The organism is Pseudomonas asiatica (assembly GCF_040214835.1).
GTDB classification, from domain to species: Bacteria; Pseudomonadota; Gammaproteobacteria; order Pseudomonadales; family Pseudomonadaceae; genus Aquipseudomonas; species Aquipseudomonas putida_Z.
The window spans coordinates 1,235,351-1,249,287 of record NZ_CP157874.1 but is presented as its reverse complement, the minus strand read 5'-3'; the positions used below and the strand labels follow the sequence as shown (position 1 = coordinate 1,249,287).

At 65.1% G+C, this 13,937-nt stretch carries 10 protein-coding genes; 7 read left to right on the top strand and 3 right to left on the bottom strand.

Annotation, left to right across the window (positions count from 1 at the left end; all coding sequences use genetic code 11):
- Nucleotides 1–50: 50 nt before the first annotated feature.
- The 4 genes from ABNP31_RS05705 to ABNP31_RS05690 all read left to right on the top strand — a co-directional run bounded on the left by ABNP31_RS05705 (nt 51) and on the right by ABNP31_RS05690 (nt 5,206).
- Nucleotides 51–2,642 carry a glycosyltransferase gene (locus ABNP31_RS05705; protein ID WP_075043974.1) on the top strand — a complete coding sequence of 864 codons (2,592 nt, stop codon included), beginning with the start codon at nt 51–53 and terminating at the stop codon, nt 2,640–2,642.
- A 202-nt stretch (nt 2,643–2,844) separates the two neighbouring features.
- A complete protein-coding gene (dapE, locus tag ABNP31_RS05700; protein ID WP_085587666.1) occupies nt 2,845–3,996 on the top strand; it encodes a succinyl-diaminopimelate desuccinylase in 1,152 nt (383 codons plus the stop codon).
- Nucleotides 3,996–4,808, top strand: a complete 813-nt coding sequence (locus tag ABNP31_RS05695) for a putative RNA methyltransferase (RefSeq protein WP_025337963.1) — start codon at nt 3,996–3,998, stop codon at nt 4,806–4,808. Before dapE ends, ABNP31_RS05695 begins: the two co-directional genes overlap by 1 nt.
- Nucleotides 4,809–4,825: 17 nt before the next feature.
- Nucleotides 4,826–5,206, top strand: coding sequence for a hypothetical protein (locus ABNP31_RS05690; RefSeq protein ID WP_039614802.1), 381 nt, complete (start codon nt 4,826–4,828; stop codon nt 5,204–5,206).
- A gap of 153 nt (nt 5,207–5,359) precedes the next feature.
- Here the strand turns inward: ABNP31_RS05690 and ABNP31_RS05685 are convergent, their stop codons facing one another.
- On the bottom strand, nt 5,360–5,569 hold the full coding sequence (locus ABNP31_RS05685) for a cold-shock protein (protein ID WP_003252255.1): 210 nt from the start codon (nt 5,567–5,569) through the stop codon (nt 5,360–5,362).
- Nucleotides 5,570–5,800: 231 nt separating this feature from the next.
- Between ABNP31_RS05685 and plsB the strand changes: the two genes are divergently transcribed.
- The 3 genes from plsB to ABNP31_RS05670 all read left to right on the top strand — a co-directional run bounded on the left by plsB (nt 5,801) and on the right by ABNP31_RS05670 (nt 9,485).
- A complete protein-coding gene (plsB, locus tag ABNP31_RS05680) occupies nt 5,801–8,287 on the top strand; it encodes a glycerol-3-phosphate 1-O-acyltransferase PlsB (protein ID WP_350013084.1) in 2,487 nt (828 codons plus the stop codon).
- Nucleotides 8,288–8,363: 76 nt separating this feature from the next.
- On the top strand, nt 8,364–8,762 hold the full coding sequence (locus tag ABNP31_RS05675; protein ID WP_238067343.1) for a YbaY family lipoprotein: 399 nt from the start codon (nt 8,364–8,366) through the stop codon (nt 8,760–8,762).
- 33 nt (nt 8,763–8,795) lie between these two features.
- The gene (locus tag ABNP31_RS05670; protein WP_085664586.1) at nt 8,796–9,485 is read left to right on the top strand and encodes a DUF4197 domain-containing protein; all 690 of its coding nucleotides are present in this window, start codon (nt 8,796–8,798) and stop codon (nt 9,483–9,485) included.
- A gap of 251 nt (nt 9,486–9,736) precedes the next feature.
- On the opposite strand, the gene ABNP31_RS05665 is transcribed toward ABNP31_RS05670, so the two are convergent.
- Together ABNP31_RS05665 and ABNP31_RS05660 are read right to left on the bottom strand one after the other, a co-directional pair.
- Nucleotides 9,737–12,802, bottom strand: coding sequence for an efflux RND transporter permease subunit (locus ABNP31_RS05665; RefSeq protein WP_350013083.1), 3,066 nt, complete (start codon nt 12,800–12,802; stop codon nt 9,737–9,739).
- A 6-nt stretch (nt 12,803–12,808) separates the two neighbouring features.
- Nucleotides 12,809–13,909: an efflux RND transporter periplasmic adaptor subunit gene (locus tag ABNP31_RS05660; RefSeq protein WP_350013082.1), complete on the bottom strand. Its 1,101-nt coding sequence runs from the start codon at nt 13,907–13,909 to the stop codon at nt 12,809–12,811.
- Nucleotides 13,910–13,937 lie beyond the last annotated feature (28 nt).

The window sequence follows — 13,937 nt, the reverse complement described above, 5'->3', positions numbered from 1 at the left end:
ACTATCAACCCTGCTTTAATGTCCTATCACTTCGACACATATGGACGACAATGTCTTCACGTAAATTCGGCCTGAACCTGGTCGTGGTCCTGGCCATCGCCGCGTTGTTCACCGGGTTCTGGGCGCTGATCAACCGCCCGGTCTCCGCCCCCGCCTGGCCAGAACAGATCTCTGGATTCTCGTATTCACCGTTCCGTCTGGGCGAAAGCCCGCAGAAGGGCCAGTACCCCAGTGACGACGAGATGCGCCAGGACCTGGAGCAGTTGAGCAAACTGACCGACAGCATCCGGATCTACACCGTGGAGGGTACCCAGGCGGATATCCCGCGCCTGGCCGAGGAATTCGGCCTGCGGGTGACGCTGGGCATCTGGATCAGCCCGGACCTGGAGCGCAACGAACGCGAAATCGCCACAGCCATCCAGCTGGCCAACACCTCGCGCAGCGTGGTGCGGGTTGTGGTCGGCAACGAGGCACTGTTCCGCGAAGAAGTCACCCCGGAAAACCTGATCAAGTACCTGGACCGGGTACGCGCAGCGGTCAAGGTGCCGGTGACCACCAGTGAGCAGTGGCACATCTGGAAGGAAAACCCGCAGCTGGCCAAGCACGTCGACCTGATTGCCGCGCACATCCTGCCGTACTGGGAGTTCGTGCCGATGAAGGATTCGGTCGAGTTCGTGCTCGACCGCGCCCGCGAACTGAAGCACCAGTTCCCGCGCAAACCCCTGCTGCTGTCGGAAGTCGGCTGGCCGAGCAACGGCCGCATGCGCGGCGGCGCCGATGCCACCCAGGCCGACCAGGCCATCTACCTGCGTACCCTGGTCAACACCCTCAACCGCCGTGGTTACAATTACTTCGTCATCGAGGCCTACGACCAGCCGTGGAAGGCCAGTGACGAAGGCTCGGTCGGCGCCTACTGGGGCGTGTACAACGCCGAGCGCCAGCAAAAATTCAACTTTGACGGCCCGGTGGTGGCGATCCCGCAATGGCGCGCCCTGGCGGTGGCCTCGGTGGTGCTGGCGATGATTGCCCTGATGGTGCTGTTCATCGACGGTTCGGCCCTGCGCCAGCGCGGCCGCACCTTCCTGACCTTCATCACCTTCCTGTGCGGGTCGGTGCTGGTATGGATCGCCTACGACTACAGCCAGCAATACAGCACCTGGTTCAGCCTGACCGTGGGCGTGCTGCTGGCCCTCGGCGCGCTGGGCGTGTTCATCGTGCTGCTGACCGAGGCCCACGAACTGGCCGAGGCGGTATGGATACACAAGCGCCGGCGCGAATTCCTGCCGGTGCAGGCCGACAGCGCCTACCGGCCCAAGGTGTCGGTGCATGTGCCGTGCTACAACGAGCCGCCGGAGATGGTCAAACAGACCCTAGATGCCCTGGCCGCGCTGGACTACCCCGACTACGAAGTGCTGGTGATCGACAACAACACCAAGGACCCGGCCGTGTGGGAGCCGCTCAAGGCCCATTGCGAGAAGCTCGGCGAGCGCTTCAGGTTCTTCCACGTCGCGCCCCTGGCCGGTTTCAAGGGCGGCGCGCTGAACTACCTGATCCCGCACACCGCCAAGGACGCCGAAGTGATCGCGGTGATCGACTCGGACTACTGCGTCGACCGCAACTGGCTCAAGCACATGGTGCCGCACTTCGCCGACCCGAAGATTGCCGTGGTGCAGTCGCCGCAGGACTACCGCGACCAGCACGAAAGCGCCTTCAAGAAGCTGTGCTACAGCGAGTACAAGGGCTTCTTCCACATTGGCATGGTCACCCGCAACGACCGTGACGCGATCATCCAGCACGGCACCATGACCATGACCCGGCGCAGCGTGCTGGAAGAGCTGGGCTGGGCCGAGTGGTGCATCTGCGAGGACGCCGAACTGGGCTTGCGGGTATTCGAGAAGGGCCTGTCGGCCGCCTATGCCCACAACAGCTACGGCAAGGGCCTGATGCCCGACACCTTCATCGACTTCAAGAAGCAACGCTTCCGCTGGGCCTACGGCGCCATCCAGATCATCAAGCACCACGCCAGCGCCCTGCTGCGCGGCAAGGGCAGCGAGCTGACCCGCGGCCAGCGCTACCACTTCCTGGCCGGCTGGCTGCCATGGATCGCCGATGGCATGAACATCTTCTTTACCATCGGCGCGCTGCTGTGGTCGGCGGCGATGATCATCGTGCCGCACCGGGTCGACCCGCCGCTGATGATCTTTGCCATTCCGCCGCTGGCACTGTTCTTCTTCAAGGTCGGCAAGATCATCTTCCTCTACCGCCGCGCGGTAGGGGTGAACCTGAAGGATGCCTTTGCTGCGGCGCTGGCCGGGCTGGCGCTGTCGCATACCATTGCCAAGGCGGTGCTGTACGGGTTCTTCACCAGCAGCATGCCGTTCTTCCGCACACCGAAGAACGCCGACAGCCACGGGCTGCTGGTGGCGATTTCCGAGGCGCGGGAAGAGCTGTTCATCATGTTGCTGCTGTGGGGCGCAGCGCTGGGCATCTACCTGGTACAGGGGCTGCCGAGCTCGGACATGCGCTTCTGGGTGGCGATGTTGCTGGTGCAGTCGTTGCCTTATGTGGCGGCGCTGGTGATGGCGTTCCTGTCTTCGCTGCCCAAGCCAGGGGAAAAGGCCGTCGAGGCGCAGCAGGCTTGAGAATGGCGGGGGGGCGCTTTGCGCCCCTATCGCGACACAAGGCCGCTCCTACAGGGGATCGCATCCCGTCAGATATGGCGAGATCGCCTGTAGGAGCGGCCTTGTGTCGCGATGGGCCGCAAAGCGGCCCCATCGGCCTGACGGTTTGATATAAGATAACGCCCCTCAGATTTCCCCGCCTTGCCTTGCCCCGGAGTCCCCCATGACGGCCCCTGCCGAGCTCTCGCCTACCCTTCAACTGGCCTGCGACCTGATCCGCCGCCCCTCGGTCACCCCCGTCGACGCCGACTGCCAGGCGCAGATGATGAACCGCCTGGGCGCCGTGGGCTTCCAGCTCGAGCCGATGCGCTTCGAGGACGTCGACAACTTCTGGGCCACCCACGGCAGCCAGGATGGCCCGGTGCTGTGTTTTGCCGGCCACACCGACGTGGTACCGACCGGCCCGGTGCAGCAATGGCAGCATGAGCCGTTCGAAGCGCTGATCGACGCCGACGGCATGCTCTGCGGCCGTGGCGCCGCCGACATGAAAGGCAGCCTGGCCTCCATGGTGATTGCCAGCGAGCGCTTCGTGCAGGACTACCCGGACCACCGCGGCAAGGTCGCGTTCCTGATCACCAGCGACGAGGAAGGCCCGGCCCACCATGGCACCAAGGCCGTGGTCGAGCGCCTGAAAGCACGCAACGAGCGCCTGGACTGGTGCATCGTCGGCGAACCCTCCAGCACCACCCTGCTGGGTGACGTGGTCAAGAACGGCCGCCGTGGCTCGCTGGGCGCCAAGCTGACCGTGCGCGGCAAGCAGGGCCATGTGGCCTACCCGCACCTGGCGCGCAATCCGATCCACCTGGCCGCACCGGCCCTGGCGGAACTGGCGGCCGAGCACTGGGACGAAGGCAATGCGTTCTTCCCGCCGACCAGCTTCCAGATCTCCAATCTCAACTCCGGTACCGGCGCCACCAACGTGGTACCGGGCGAGCTGACCGCACTGTTCAACTTCCGCTTCTCCACCGAGTCCACCGTCGAAGGCCTGCAGGCGCGGGTGTCGGCGATCCTCGACAAGCATGAACTGGACTGGTCGATCGACTGGGCGCTGTCGGGTCTGCCGTTCCTCACCGAACCGGGCGAACTGCTGGACGCCGTCTCGGCCAGCATCAAGGGCGTCACCGGCCGCGACACCCAGCCGTCCACCAGCGGTGGTACTTCCGATGGCCGCTTCATCGCCACCATGGGCACCCAGGTGGTCGAGCTCGGCCCGGTCAACGCCACCATCCACCAGGTGGACGAGCGGATCCTGGCCAGCGACCTCGATTTGCTGACCGAAATCTATTACCAGACCCTGGTCCGGTTGCTCGCCTGATGCTCGCCTGCCCTCTTTGCCAGGCACCGCTGAGCCGGCTCGACAACGGTGTGGTGTGCCCGGCCGGCCACCGCTTCGACCGCGCCCGCCAGGGTTACCTGAACCTGCTGCCGGTGCAGCACAAGAACAGCCGCGACCCGGGTGACAACCAGGCCATGGTCGAAGCCCGCCGCGATTTCCTCGACGCCGGCCACTACGCGCCGGTGGCGCGCCGCCTGGCCGAGCTGGCCGCCGAGCGCCAGCCCGGTGCCTGGCTGGACATCGGCTGTGGCGAGGGTTACTACACCGCGCAGATCGCCCAGGCGCTGCCGGCCGCCGACGGCTACGCCCTGGACATCTCCCGTGAGGCGGTCAAGCGTGCCTGCCGCCGCGCGCCCGAGGTTACCTGGATGGTCGCCAGCATGGCCCGCGTGCCGCTGGCCGACGCCAGCTGCCAGTTCATCGCCAGCGTGTTCAGCCCGCTGGACTGGGCCGAGGCCAAGCGCCTGCTCAGCCCCGGCGGCGGCCTGATGCGGGTCGGCCCCACCAGCGGCCACCTGATGGAGCTGCGCGAAGTGCTCTACGATGAAGTACGCCCTTACGCCGACGACAAACACCTGGCCCTGGTCCCCGAAGGCATGGCCCATGCCCACAGCGAAACCCTGGAGTTCCGCCTGAGCCTGGCCGCGCCCAAGGCCCGCGCCGACCTGCTGGCCATGACCCCGCACGGCTGGCGTGCCAGTGCCGAAAAGCGTGCCCGGGTGATCGACCAGCCCGAGCCGTTCGAGGTCACGGTTTCCATGCGTTATGACTATTTCGTGCGCCAAGACTGAGCACACCCGGAGCCCTTATGCGCCAACCTGATATCGAGATCTACCTGAAGGACGCCGACGTCGACCACAAGCAGATTGCCGAGTGGCTCGCCCAGGCAATCGGCCCATGCAGCGAATGGAAGCAGAAAGGCCATACCTTCAAATGCCAGGCCGGTAACATTCCGGTCACCTGGTTACCCAAGGCTGTAGGGAAATGGAACAGCCTGTACCTGGAAAGCGACCAGACGCCGTGGGCCGATGACGTTGCCTGCGCCCGCGCCGCATTCGCCGCACTGGGCGTGGAAGTGCGCTGCGCGCCAGGTGGCTGGGTGGAGGAAGATGGGGAAGAAGATGCCGACCGCTGGGTCCGCATCAGTGCCGACGGTGAAGAGGAAATCACCTGGCGCACCGGAGGTTGATTCCTGTAGGAGCGGCCTTGTGTCGCGAAGGGCCGCAAAGCGGCCCCCTGACAATGGCGGCACGGCACCTGTTGCCGGGGCCGCTACGCAGCCCTTTCGCGACACAAGGCCGCTCCTACACAGGCCGCGTCAGCCGGCCATTACAGCAGAGGCTCAGAGGCCTACCACGTCCTCGGCTTGCAGGCCTTTCTGGCCCTGCACGCAGGCGTATTCCACCCGCTGTCCTTCGACCAGGGTACGATGCCCCTCACCGCGGATCGCCCGATAGTGGACGAATACATCCGCACCACCTTCGCGCTGAATGAAGCCATAACCCTTGGCATCGTTGAACCACTTTACATTCCCAGTCTCACGAGACGACATCTGAACTACTCCGGATTTTTATTGTGAAGATCGCCTTGCAGACACAGAGTCCCTCCCTGTGTCGACGCCGCTTGCGCAAATATCTTGCAAGTGGCAGGCCGAGTATATGACACAGAACAAAAAAATTTGATGACCGTCGCGCCGTTCGGCGATTTTTGCTGAACTTGCGCGGATACGGCAGACTAATTGGCTGGATACCCACCTGAAAATCACACCCAGGGCACACACCCCATGACCCGTTCCCCCCTGCGCCGCCTGATCTTCGGCGCCCTGCGTCGCCTGTTGTACCTGTGGGTGCGCTCCGAGACCATCAACCAGTCCTCCCTCACCCTCAAGCTCGACCGCAGCCGCCCGGTGTTCTATGCCCTGCCCTCGCCCGCGCTCACCGACCTGGCCGTGCTCGACCATGAATGCACCAAGGCAGGCCTGCCGCGCCCGGTGCTGCCGGTGGCGGTTGGCCCGCTGCAGGAACCGGCGGCGTTCTTCTACCTGACCCCGGACCCGGACTGGCTCGGCCGCCATGACAAGCGCGGCGCCCCGCCTACCCTGGAGCGCCTGGTCGCCGCCGTCAGCCAGCACGCCGAAGAGGATGCGCAGATCATTCCGGTCAGTGTGTTCTGGGGCCAGACCCCGGCGAGTGAATCCAGCCCGTGGAAGTTGCTGTTCGCCGACAGCTGGGCGGTTACCGGGCGCCTGCGCCGGCTGCTGACCGTGCTGATCCTCGGGCGCAAGACCCGGGTGCAGTTCTCCGCGCCCATCCACCTGCGCGAACTGGTACAGCACAACAAGGGCCACGAGCGCACCGTGCGCATGGCCCAGCGCCTGATGCGCGTGCACTTTCGCAACCTCAAGACCGCCGTCATCGGCCCGGACATCTCGCACCGGCGCAACCTGGTCAAGGGCCTGATCCACGCGCCCCAGGTGCGCCAGGCCATCGTCGATGAGGCGCAGCGCGAAAACCTGCCGCTGGCCAAGGCCGAAGCCCTGGCTCTGCGCTATGGCAACGAAATTGCCTCGGACTACACCTACACCGCCATCCGCTTCCTCGAAGTGGTGCTGAGCTGGTTCTGGAACAAGATCTACGACGGCATCAAGGTCAACCACATCGAGCAGGTACAAGGCATCGCCCCCGGCCACGAAGTGATCTATGTGCCGTGCCACCGCAGCCATATCGACTACCTGCTGCTGTCGTACCTGCTGTTCCGCAACGGCCTGACACCGCCGCACGTGGCCGCGGGCATCAACCTCAACATGCCGCTGGTGGGTAACCTGCTGCGCCGTGGCGGTGCCTTCTTCATGCGCCGCACGTTCAAGGGCAACCCGCTGTACACCGCGGTGTTCAACGAGTACCTGCACACCCTGTACACCAAGGGCTTCCCGGTCGAGTACTTCGTCGAAGGCGGCCGCTCGCGCACCGGGCGCATGCTGCAGCCGCGCACCGGGATGCTGGCCATTACCCTGCGCAGCTTCCTGCGTTCGTCGCGCACGCCGATCGTGTTCGTGCCGGTGTACATCGGCTACGAGCGCGTGCTCGAAGGCCGCACCTACCTGGGCGAGCTGCGCGGTGCCAGCAAGAAGAAAGAGTCGATCTTCGATATCTTCAAGGTGTTCGGCGCGCTCAAGCAGCGCTTTGGCCAGGTATACGTGAACTTCGGTGAGCCGATCCGCCTGGCCGGCTTCCTCGACCAGCAACAGCCCGGCTGGCGTGAACAGGACCACGGCCCGCAGTACCGCCCGGCCTGGCTCAACGCCACTACCACCCGCCTGGGTGAAACCGTGGCCCGCCACCTCAACGAGGCGGCCGCGATCAACCCGGTCAACCTGGTGGCCCTGGCGCTGCTGTCCACCAGCCGCCTGGCCCTGGACGAGCGCGCCCTGACCCGCGTGCTCGACCTGTACCTGGCCTTGCTACGCCAGGTGCCCTACTCACCGCACACCACCCTGCCGGACGGCGACGGCCAGGCGCTGATCGAACACGTGCGCGGGATGAACCTGGTGGCCGAGCAGAAGGACGCCCTGGGCCGCATCCTGTACCTGGATGAAGGCAACGCGGTACTGATGACCTATTACCGCAACAACGTGCTGCACATCTTCGCCCTGCCGGCGCTGCTGGCCAGCTTCTTCCTCAGCAGTTCGCGCATGAGCCGCGAACTGCTGGGCCAGTATGTGCACGCGCTGTACCCCTACCTGCAGGCCGAACTGTTCCTGCGCTGGACGCCGGAGCAACTGGATGCGGTGATCGACCAGTGGCTGACCGCACTGGTCGAGCAAGGGCTGCTGCGCCAGGACAACGACACCTACATTCGCCCGGCACCCAGCTCGCGGCAGTTCGTGTTGCTGACCCTGCTCGCCCGCACCATCACCCAGACCCTGCAGCGCTTCTACATGGCCACCTCGCTGCTGCTGAACAGCGGCCAGAACAGCCTCAGCGCCGAAGAACTGGAAGACCTGTGCGTGATGATGGCCCAGCGCCTGTCGATCCTGCACGGCCTGAACGCCCCGGAGTTCTTCGACAAGACCCTGTTCCGCCACTTCATCCAGACCCTGCTCGAGCAAGGCGTGCTGCATGCAGATGCCCAGGGCAAGCTGGGTTATCACGACAAGCTCGGCGAGCTGGCCGAAGGCGTGGCCAAGCGCGTGCTGTCGGCGGAACTGCGCCTGTCGATCCGCCAGGTGGCATTGCACCGTGAAGACGGGCTGGAAACTTCCACCATCTGAGGCTTTATCAGCCGGGAAAATCCGCTAAAGTCCCTGGGGTTGGCCAAAAGCCAACGCCAAGGACTTCGGAGATACCATGAAAAAGCTCTTTATGCTGTGTTGCGCATCCTTGCTCGCAGCCTGTTCCAGCCACACCCCGTCCAACCAGGCCAGCCTGGATGGCGAAGTCTTCTACCTGCAGCGCAGCGCCCTGCCACCTGCCGCCACCCTCAGCGTGGAACTGCAGGACGTCTCGCTGATGGACGCCCCGGCGATGACCCTGGCCCGCCAGGCCGGCCCAGTCAAAGGCAACGTACCGCTGCCGTTTCACCTCACCTACGACCCGGCCCAGGTCAAGCCCGGCCACCGCTATGCGGTAAGCGCGCGCATCGAGCTGGACGGCAAGCTGCTGTTCATCAACACCGAACACCACGGCGTCATGCTCGACGGCAGTGACCCACAGCCCGTGCGGATCAAGGTCGATCCGGTTCGCTGATACCCGTATTCATCTGTCTACAAGGAAAGCTTCATGATCCGCACTTCCCTGCGTTTCACCACCCTGTGCGCCGGCCTGCTGCTGTCGGCCAGTGCCCTGGCCCTGTCGCTGGGCGACCTGACCCAGAAAGACGCCACCGGCGGCCTGAAGGATGCCCTGACCCAAGGCGCACAATTGGCCGTCAAGCAGCTGAGCACCCCGGGCGGCTTCAGCGACAACCCCGACGTGCGCATCGAACTGCCTGGCAACCTGGGCAAGGCCGCCAAGGCGATGAAGATGTTCGGCAAGGGTGAACAGGTCGAAGCCCTGGAAACCAGCATGAACAAGGCCGCCGAGGCTGCCGTGCCGCAGGCCCAGGCGATTCTGGTAGATGCCGTGAAGAACATGAGCGTGACCGATGCCAAGGGCATCCTCAGCGGCGGTGACGACTCGGCCACCCAGTACCTGAACAAGAGCAGCCGCGAGCAGATCCGCGCCAAGTTCCTGCCGATCGTCAAGCAGGCTACCGACAAGGTTGGCCTGGCTCAGCAGTACAACAACTTTGCCGGGCAGGCCGTGGCGTTGGGTGTGGTCGATGCCAAGAGCGCCAGCATCGAGAACTACGTGACTGAAAAGGCACTGGATGGCCTGTTCGAAATGATTGCCAAGCAGGAGCAGAGCATTCGCCAGAACCCGGCCGAAGCGGCTACAAGCCTGGCCAAGAAGGTCTTCGGCGCCCTGTGATGGCCCTGGGGGCTGCTTTGCAGCCCATCGCCGGCAAGCCAGCTCCCACAGAGATAGCGCATGGCTTGAGGACAATGCGGTCGAGGTGGGAGCGGCTTTAGCCGCGAAGAATCCAACGCGGTGTATGGCACCGGCTGCGCCGGTGTTCGCGGCTAAAGCCGCTCCCACAGTGTCCCTGCTAATGAGTTATGTGCAGTTCTGTGGGAGCTGGCTTGCCGGCGATTCGAGGGCGAAGCCCTCCCCTGCGACGTTCAGCCCTTCTTCACCCTGAACCAAGCCGCATACAACGCCGGCAAGAACAGCAGGGTCAGCACCGTGGCCACGATCAACCCGCCCATGATCGCCACCGCCATCGGCCCGTAGAACACACTGCGCGACAAAGGAATCATCGCCAGCACCGCTGCCAGTGCGGTCAACACGATCGGGCGGAAGCGCCGCACCGTGGCTTCGATGATCGCCTGCCAGCGATCCAGCCCCGCCGCGATGTCCTGCTCGATCTGGTCCACCAGGATCACCGAGTTGCGCATGATCATCCCCGCCAGGGCAATGGTGCCAAGCATGGCGACAAAGCCGAACGGCTGGCGGAATACCAGCAAGAACAAGGTCACGCCAATCAGCCCCAGCGGCGCAGTGAGGAACACCATCACCGTGCGCGAGAAGCTGCGCAGCTGGATCATCAGCAAGCTCAGCACCACCACCACGAACAGCGGCATGCCGGCATTCACCGACTTCTGCCCGCGCTCGGAGTCCTCGACCGTGCCGCCCACTTCCAGCAAATATCCATCCGGCAGCTTGGCACGAATGTCACGCAGGGTCGGTTCTATCTGTTTCACCAGCGTCGCCGGCTGCTCCTTGTCGTAGATATCGGCGCGCACGGTCACCGTCGGCAAGCGGTTACGGTGCCAGATGATGCCCTCCTCGAAGCCGTACTCCAGAGTCGCGACCTGCGACAACGCCACGCTCTGGCCATTGTCGGTCGGCAGTGCCAGGCTGCCGAGGTTGCCCAGCTCGCTGCGTTCCTGCCGGGTGCCGCGCAGCAGGATCTCGATCAACTCGTTGTCCTCGCGATACTGGCTGACCGTGGTGCCGGTCAGCGAGCTTTGCAGGAAGCTCGACAGGTGAGCGGTGCTCACGCCCAGGGCGCGGGCGCGGTCCTGGTCGATCTCGAGGAACACCGCCTTGCTCGGCTCTTCCCAGTCCAGGTGCACGTTCACCACATGCGGGTTCTGGCGCACCTTGTCGGCCACTTCACGGGCCAGCGCACGGGCCTTCTCGATGTGCTCGCCAGTCACCCGGAACTGCACCGGGTAACCCACGGGCGGGCCGTTTTCCAGGCGGGTGACCCGGGCACGCAGGTCGGGGAACTGCTGGTCCATGGTGCTGATCAGCCAGCTGCGAAGGCGCTCGCGGTCTTCCATCGACTTGGCCAGTACCACGAACTGGGCGAAGCTGGCCGCCGGCAGCTGCTGGTCCAGTGGCAGGTAGAAACGCGGCGAACCGGTGCCCACGTAGGCCACGTAATTGTCGATACCTTCCTGCTGCTTGAGCAACGCCTCCAGTTGCTTGACCCGCTCGGCAGTGTTGGCCAGCGAGGCACCCTCGGCCAGTTTCAGGTCGACCATCAACTCCGGGCGCCCTGAGGCCGGGAAGAACTGCTGGGGCACGAAACGGAACAGCAGGATACTGCCGACAAAGGCGGCAATGGTCAGCAGGATCACCGTCTTGCGCCGCCGCACGCACCACTCCACCACACGCCGTACACGCTGGTAGAACGGTGTGGCGTAAGGGTCTGGCGCATGGCCGTCCTTGCCATGACGGGAGGCATGCAGCTTGGCCAGGTCCGGCAGCAGGCGCTCGCCCAGGTAAGGCACGAATACCACTGCGGCCACCCAGGAGGTCAGCAAGGCAATGGTCACCACCTGGAAGATCGAACGGGTATATTCGCCCGTACTGGAGGCTGCCGTGGCGATGGGCAGGAAGCCCGCCGCCGTGATCAGGGTGCCGGTGAGCATCGGGAAGGCGGTGCTGCTCCAGGCGTAGCTGGCCGCCTTGAGGCGGTCGTAGCCCTGCTCCATCTTGATCGCCATCATCTCCACGGCAATGATCGCGTCATCGACCAACAAGCCCAGGGCCAGCACCAGCGCGCCAAGGGAGATCTTGTGCAGGCCGATGCCGAAGTAGTGCATGGCGGCGAAGGTCATGGCCAGCACCAGCGGGATGGCCAGCGCCACCACCAACCCCGTGCGCAGGCCCAGCGAGAAGAAGCTCACCAGCAGCACGATGACCAGCGCCTCGACCAGCACCTGGACAAACTCGCCCACGCCAGCCTTGACCGCCGCCGGCTGGTCCGAGACCTTGCGCAGCTCCATGCCGGCCGGCAGGCTGCGCGCCAGGCGTTCGAACTTGCTTTCCAATGCCTTGCCCAGCACCAGAATGTCGCCGCCGTCCTTCATCGACACCGCCAGGCCAATGGCATCCTCGCCCATGAAGCGCATGCGCGGTGCGGGTGGGTCGTTGAAACCGCGGTGCACCTCGGCCACATCGCCGATACGGAAGGTGCGGTCCCCCACGCGGATGGGGAACTGGCGAATCTGCTCGACGCTGTCGAAGCGCCCGCTCACCCGCAGTTGCAGGCGCTCGCTGGGCGTTTCGAAGAAGCCGGCGGTGCTGACCGCATTCTGCTCCTGCAGGGCCTGCTGCACGGCCTCCAGCGGCACGCCGAGGGTGGCCAGCTTGAGGTTGGACAGCTCGATCCAGATTTTCTCGTCCTGCAGGCCGATCAGCTCGACCTTGCCCACGTCCTTGACCCGCTGCAACTGGATCTGGATACGGTCGGCATAGTCCTTGAGCACCGCGTAGTCGAAGCCCTCACCCGTCAGCGCATAGATATTGCCGAAGGTGGTGCCGAACTCGTCATTGAAGAACGGGCCCTGGATTTCCGGCGGCAAGGTGTGGCGGATGTCCGCGACCTTCTTGCGGATCTGGTACCACAGCTCGGGGATGTCCTTGGAATGCAGCGAGTCGCGGGCCATGAAGGTGACCTGCGATTCGCCCGGGCGGGAGAACGAGACGATCCGCTCGTACTCGCCGGTTTCCATCAGCTTCTTCTCGATGCGCTCGGTGACCTGGCGCGACACTTCCTCGGCAGTGGCACCGGGCCACAGGGTACGGATGACCATGGCCTTGAAGGTGAACGGCGGGTCCTCGCTCTGGCCGAGCTTGGTGTAGGACATGGCGCCAATGGCCGCCAGCAGGATCATCAGGAACAGGACGATCTGGCGGTTGCGCAGCGCCCAGGCAGAAAGGTTGAAACCCATCGGGACTTACTCCTTGGCCGTCAGGTTCACTACGCGGTTGGTACGGTCCACGGGGCGTATCTCCTGGCCCTCGCGCAATACATGGCCACCTGCGGCGACAACCCAGTCGCCGGGGGCGAGGCCTTCGAGCACGGGCACGCTGTCGGCGCCGTAGGGCCCCAGGCGCACCACTGCCCGCTCCAGGCGGCTGTCCTTGTTGACCCGCCAGACGTAGGCCTGGCCGTTTTCCGCAGTGACTGCCGACAGCGGCACCGCCAGCGGGATCAGCCCTTCGTGGGCGATGAACACCCGGGCGCTCTGGCCCAGCTCCGCCGGCGTGGCGGCCGTGGTAAAGGCGATGCGGGCAGCGAAGGTGCGCGAACGCGGGTCGGCGGCCGGTGACAACTCGCGGATACGCCCCTGGAAGCGCTCTTGCGGGTGCGACCACAGCTCCACGCTCACCGGCTGGCCCACGGCGAAGCGGGCGAACTGCTGCTCCGGCAGGCCGATGGCCACTTCCCGCTCGCCATCGGCGGCCAGGGTGAACACGGTCTGCCCTGCGGCGACCACCTGGCCCACTTCCACCTGGCGCTTGGCGATCACCCCGGCCTGGGGTGCGCGCAGCACAGCATATTCAGCCTGGTTGCCAGCCACGTCGAACTCGGCCTTGGCCTGTTTCAGCCGGGCCAGGCCGGCGCGGTAGAGGTTTTCGGCGTTATCGAACTGGGAATGGCTGACCATCTGCCGGTCCAGCAGCTTCTGGTAGCGATCGCGCTCGGCGCGCACCAGCGACAGGTTGGCCTCGGCGGCCGCCAGCTGGGCACGGTTGGCTTCCAGTTGCAGGCGCACATCCTGCGGGTCCAGCTCGGCCAGCGGCTGGTCGGCCTTGACCCGCTGCCCTTCCTCGACCAGGCGCTTGCTGACCTTGCCGCCAATGCGGAAAGCCAGTTCCGGCTCGAAGCGCGCCCGCACTTCGCCGGGGTAACTGTCGGCAGCGGCTTCGGCCGGCTGCGGCTGCACCACCAGCGCCGGGCGCGGCGCAGCAGGTGGGGCGGCTTCCTGGCCGCACGCCACCAGCAACAGCACGGCAGCGGCGGACAGAGCGATGGACAAGGCATGGCGCAACATGATGAATCCTTTCGCGGAGGGCACATTC

What these genes read in the sequence shown, in the direction of transcription:
- ABNP31_RS05705 (WP_075043974.1), top strand. Translation starts at nt 51, where the DNA reads ATGTCTTCACGTAAATTCGGCCTGAACCTGGTCGTGGTCCTGGCCATC.
- dapE (WP_085587666.1), top strand. Translation starts at nt 2,845, where the DNA reads ATGACGGCCCCTGCCGAGCTCTCGCCTACCCTTCAACTGGCCTGCGAC.
- ABNP31_RS05695 (WP_025337963.1), top strand. Translation starts at nt 3,996, where the DNA reads ATGCTCGCCTGCCCTCTTTGCCAGGCACCGCTGAGCCGGCTCGACAAC.
- ABNP31_RS05690 (WP_039614802.1), top strand. Translation starts at nt 4,826, where the DNA reads ATGCGCCAACCTGATATCGAGATCTACCTGAAGGACGCCGACGTCGAC.
- ABNP31_RS05685 (WP_003252255.1), bottom strand. Translation starts at nt 5,569, where the DNA reads ATGTCGTCTCGTGAGACTGGGAATGTAAAGTGGTTCAACGATGCCAAG.
- plsB (WP_350013084.1), top strand. Translation starts at nt 5,801, where the DNA reads ATGACCCGTTCCCCCCTGCGCCGCCTGATCTTCGGCGCCCTGCGTCGC.
- ABNP31_RS05675 (WP_238067343.1), top strand. Translation starts at nt 8,364, where the DNA reads ATGAAAAAGCTCTTTATGCTGTGTTGCGCATCCTTGCTCGCAGCCTGT.
- ABNP31_RS05670 (WP_085664586.1), top strand. Translation starts at nt 8,796, where the DNA reads ATGATCCGCACTTCCCTGCGTTTCACCACCCTGTGCGCCGGCCTGCTG.
- ABNP31_RS05665 (WP_350013083.1), bottom strand. Translation starts at nt 12,802, where the DNA reads ATGGGTTTCAACCTTTCTGCCTGGGCGCTGCGCAACCGCCAGATCGTC.
- ABNP31_RS05660 (WP_350013082.1), bottom strand. Translation starts at nt 13,909, where the DNA reads ATGTTGCGCCATGCCTTGTCCATCGCTCTGTCCGCCGCTGCCGTGCTG.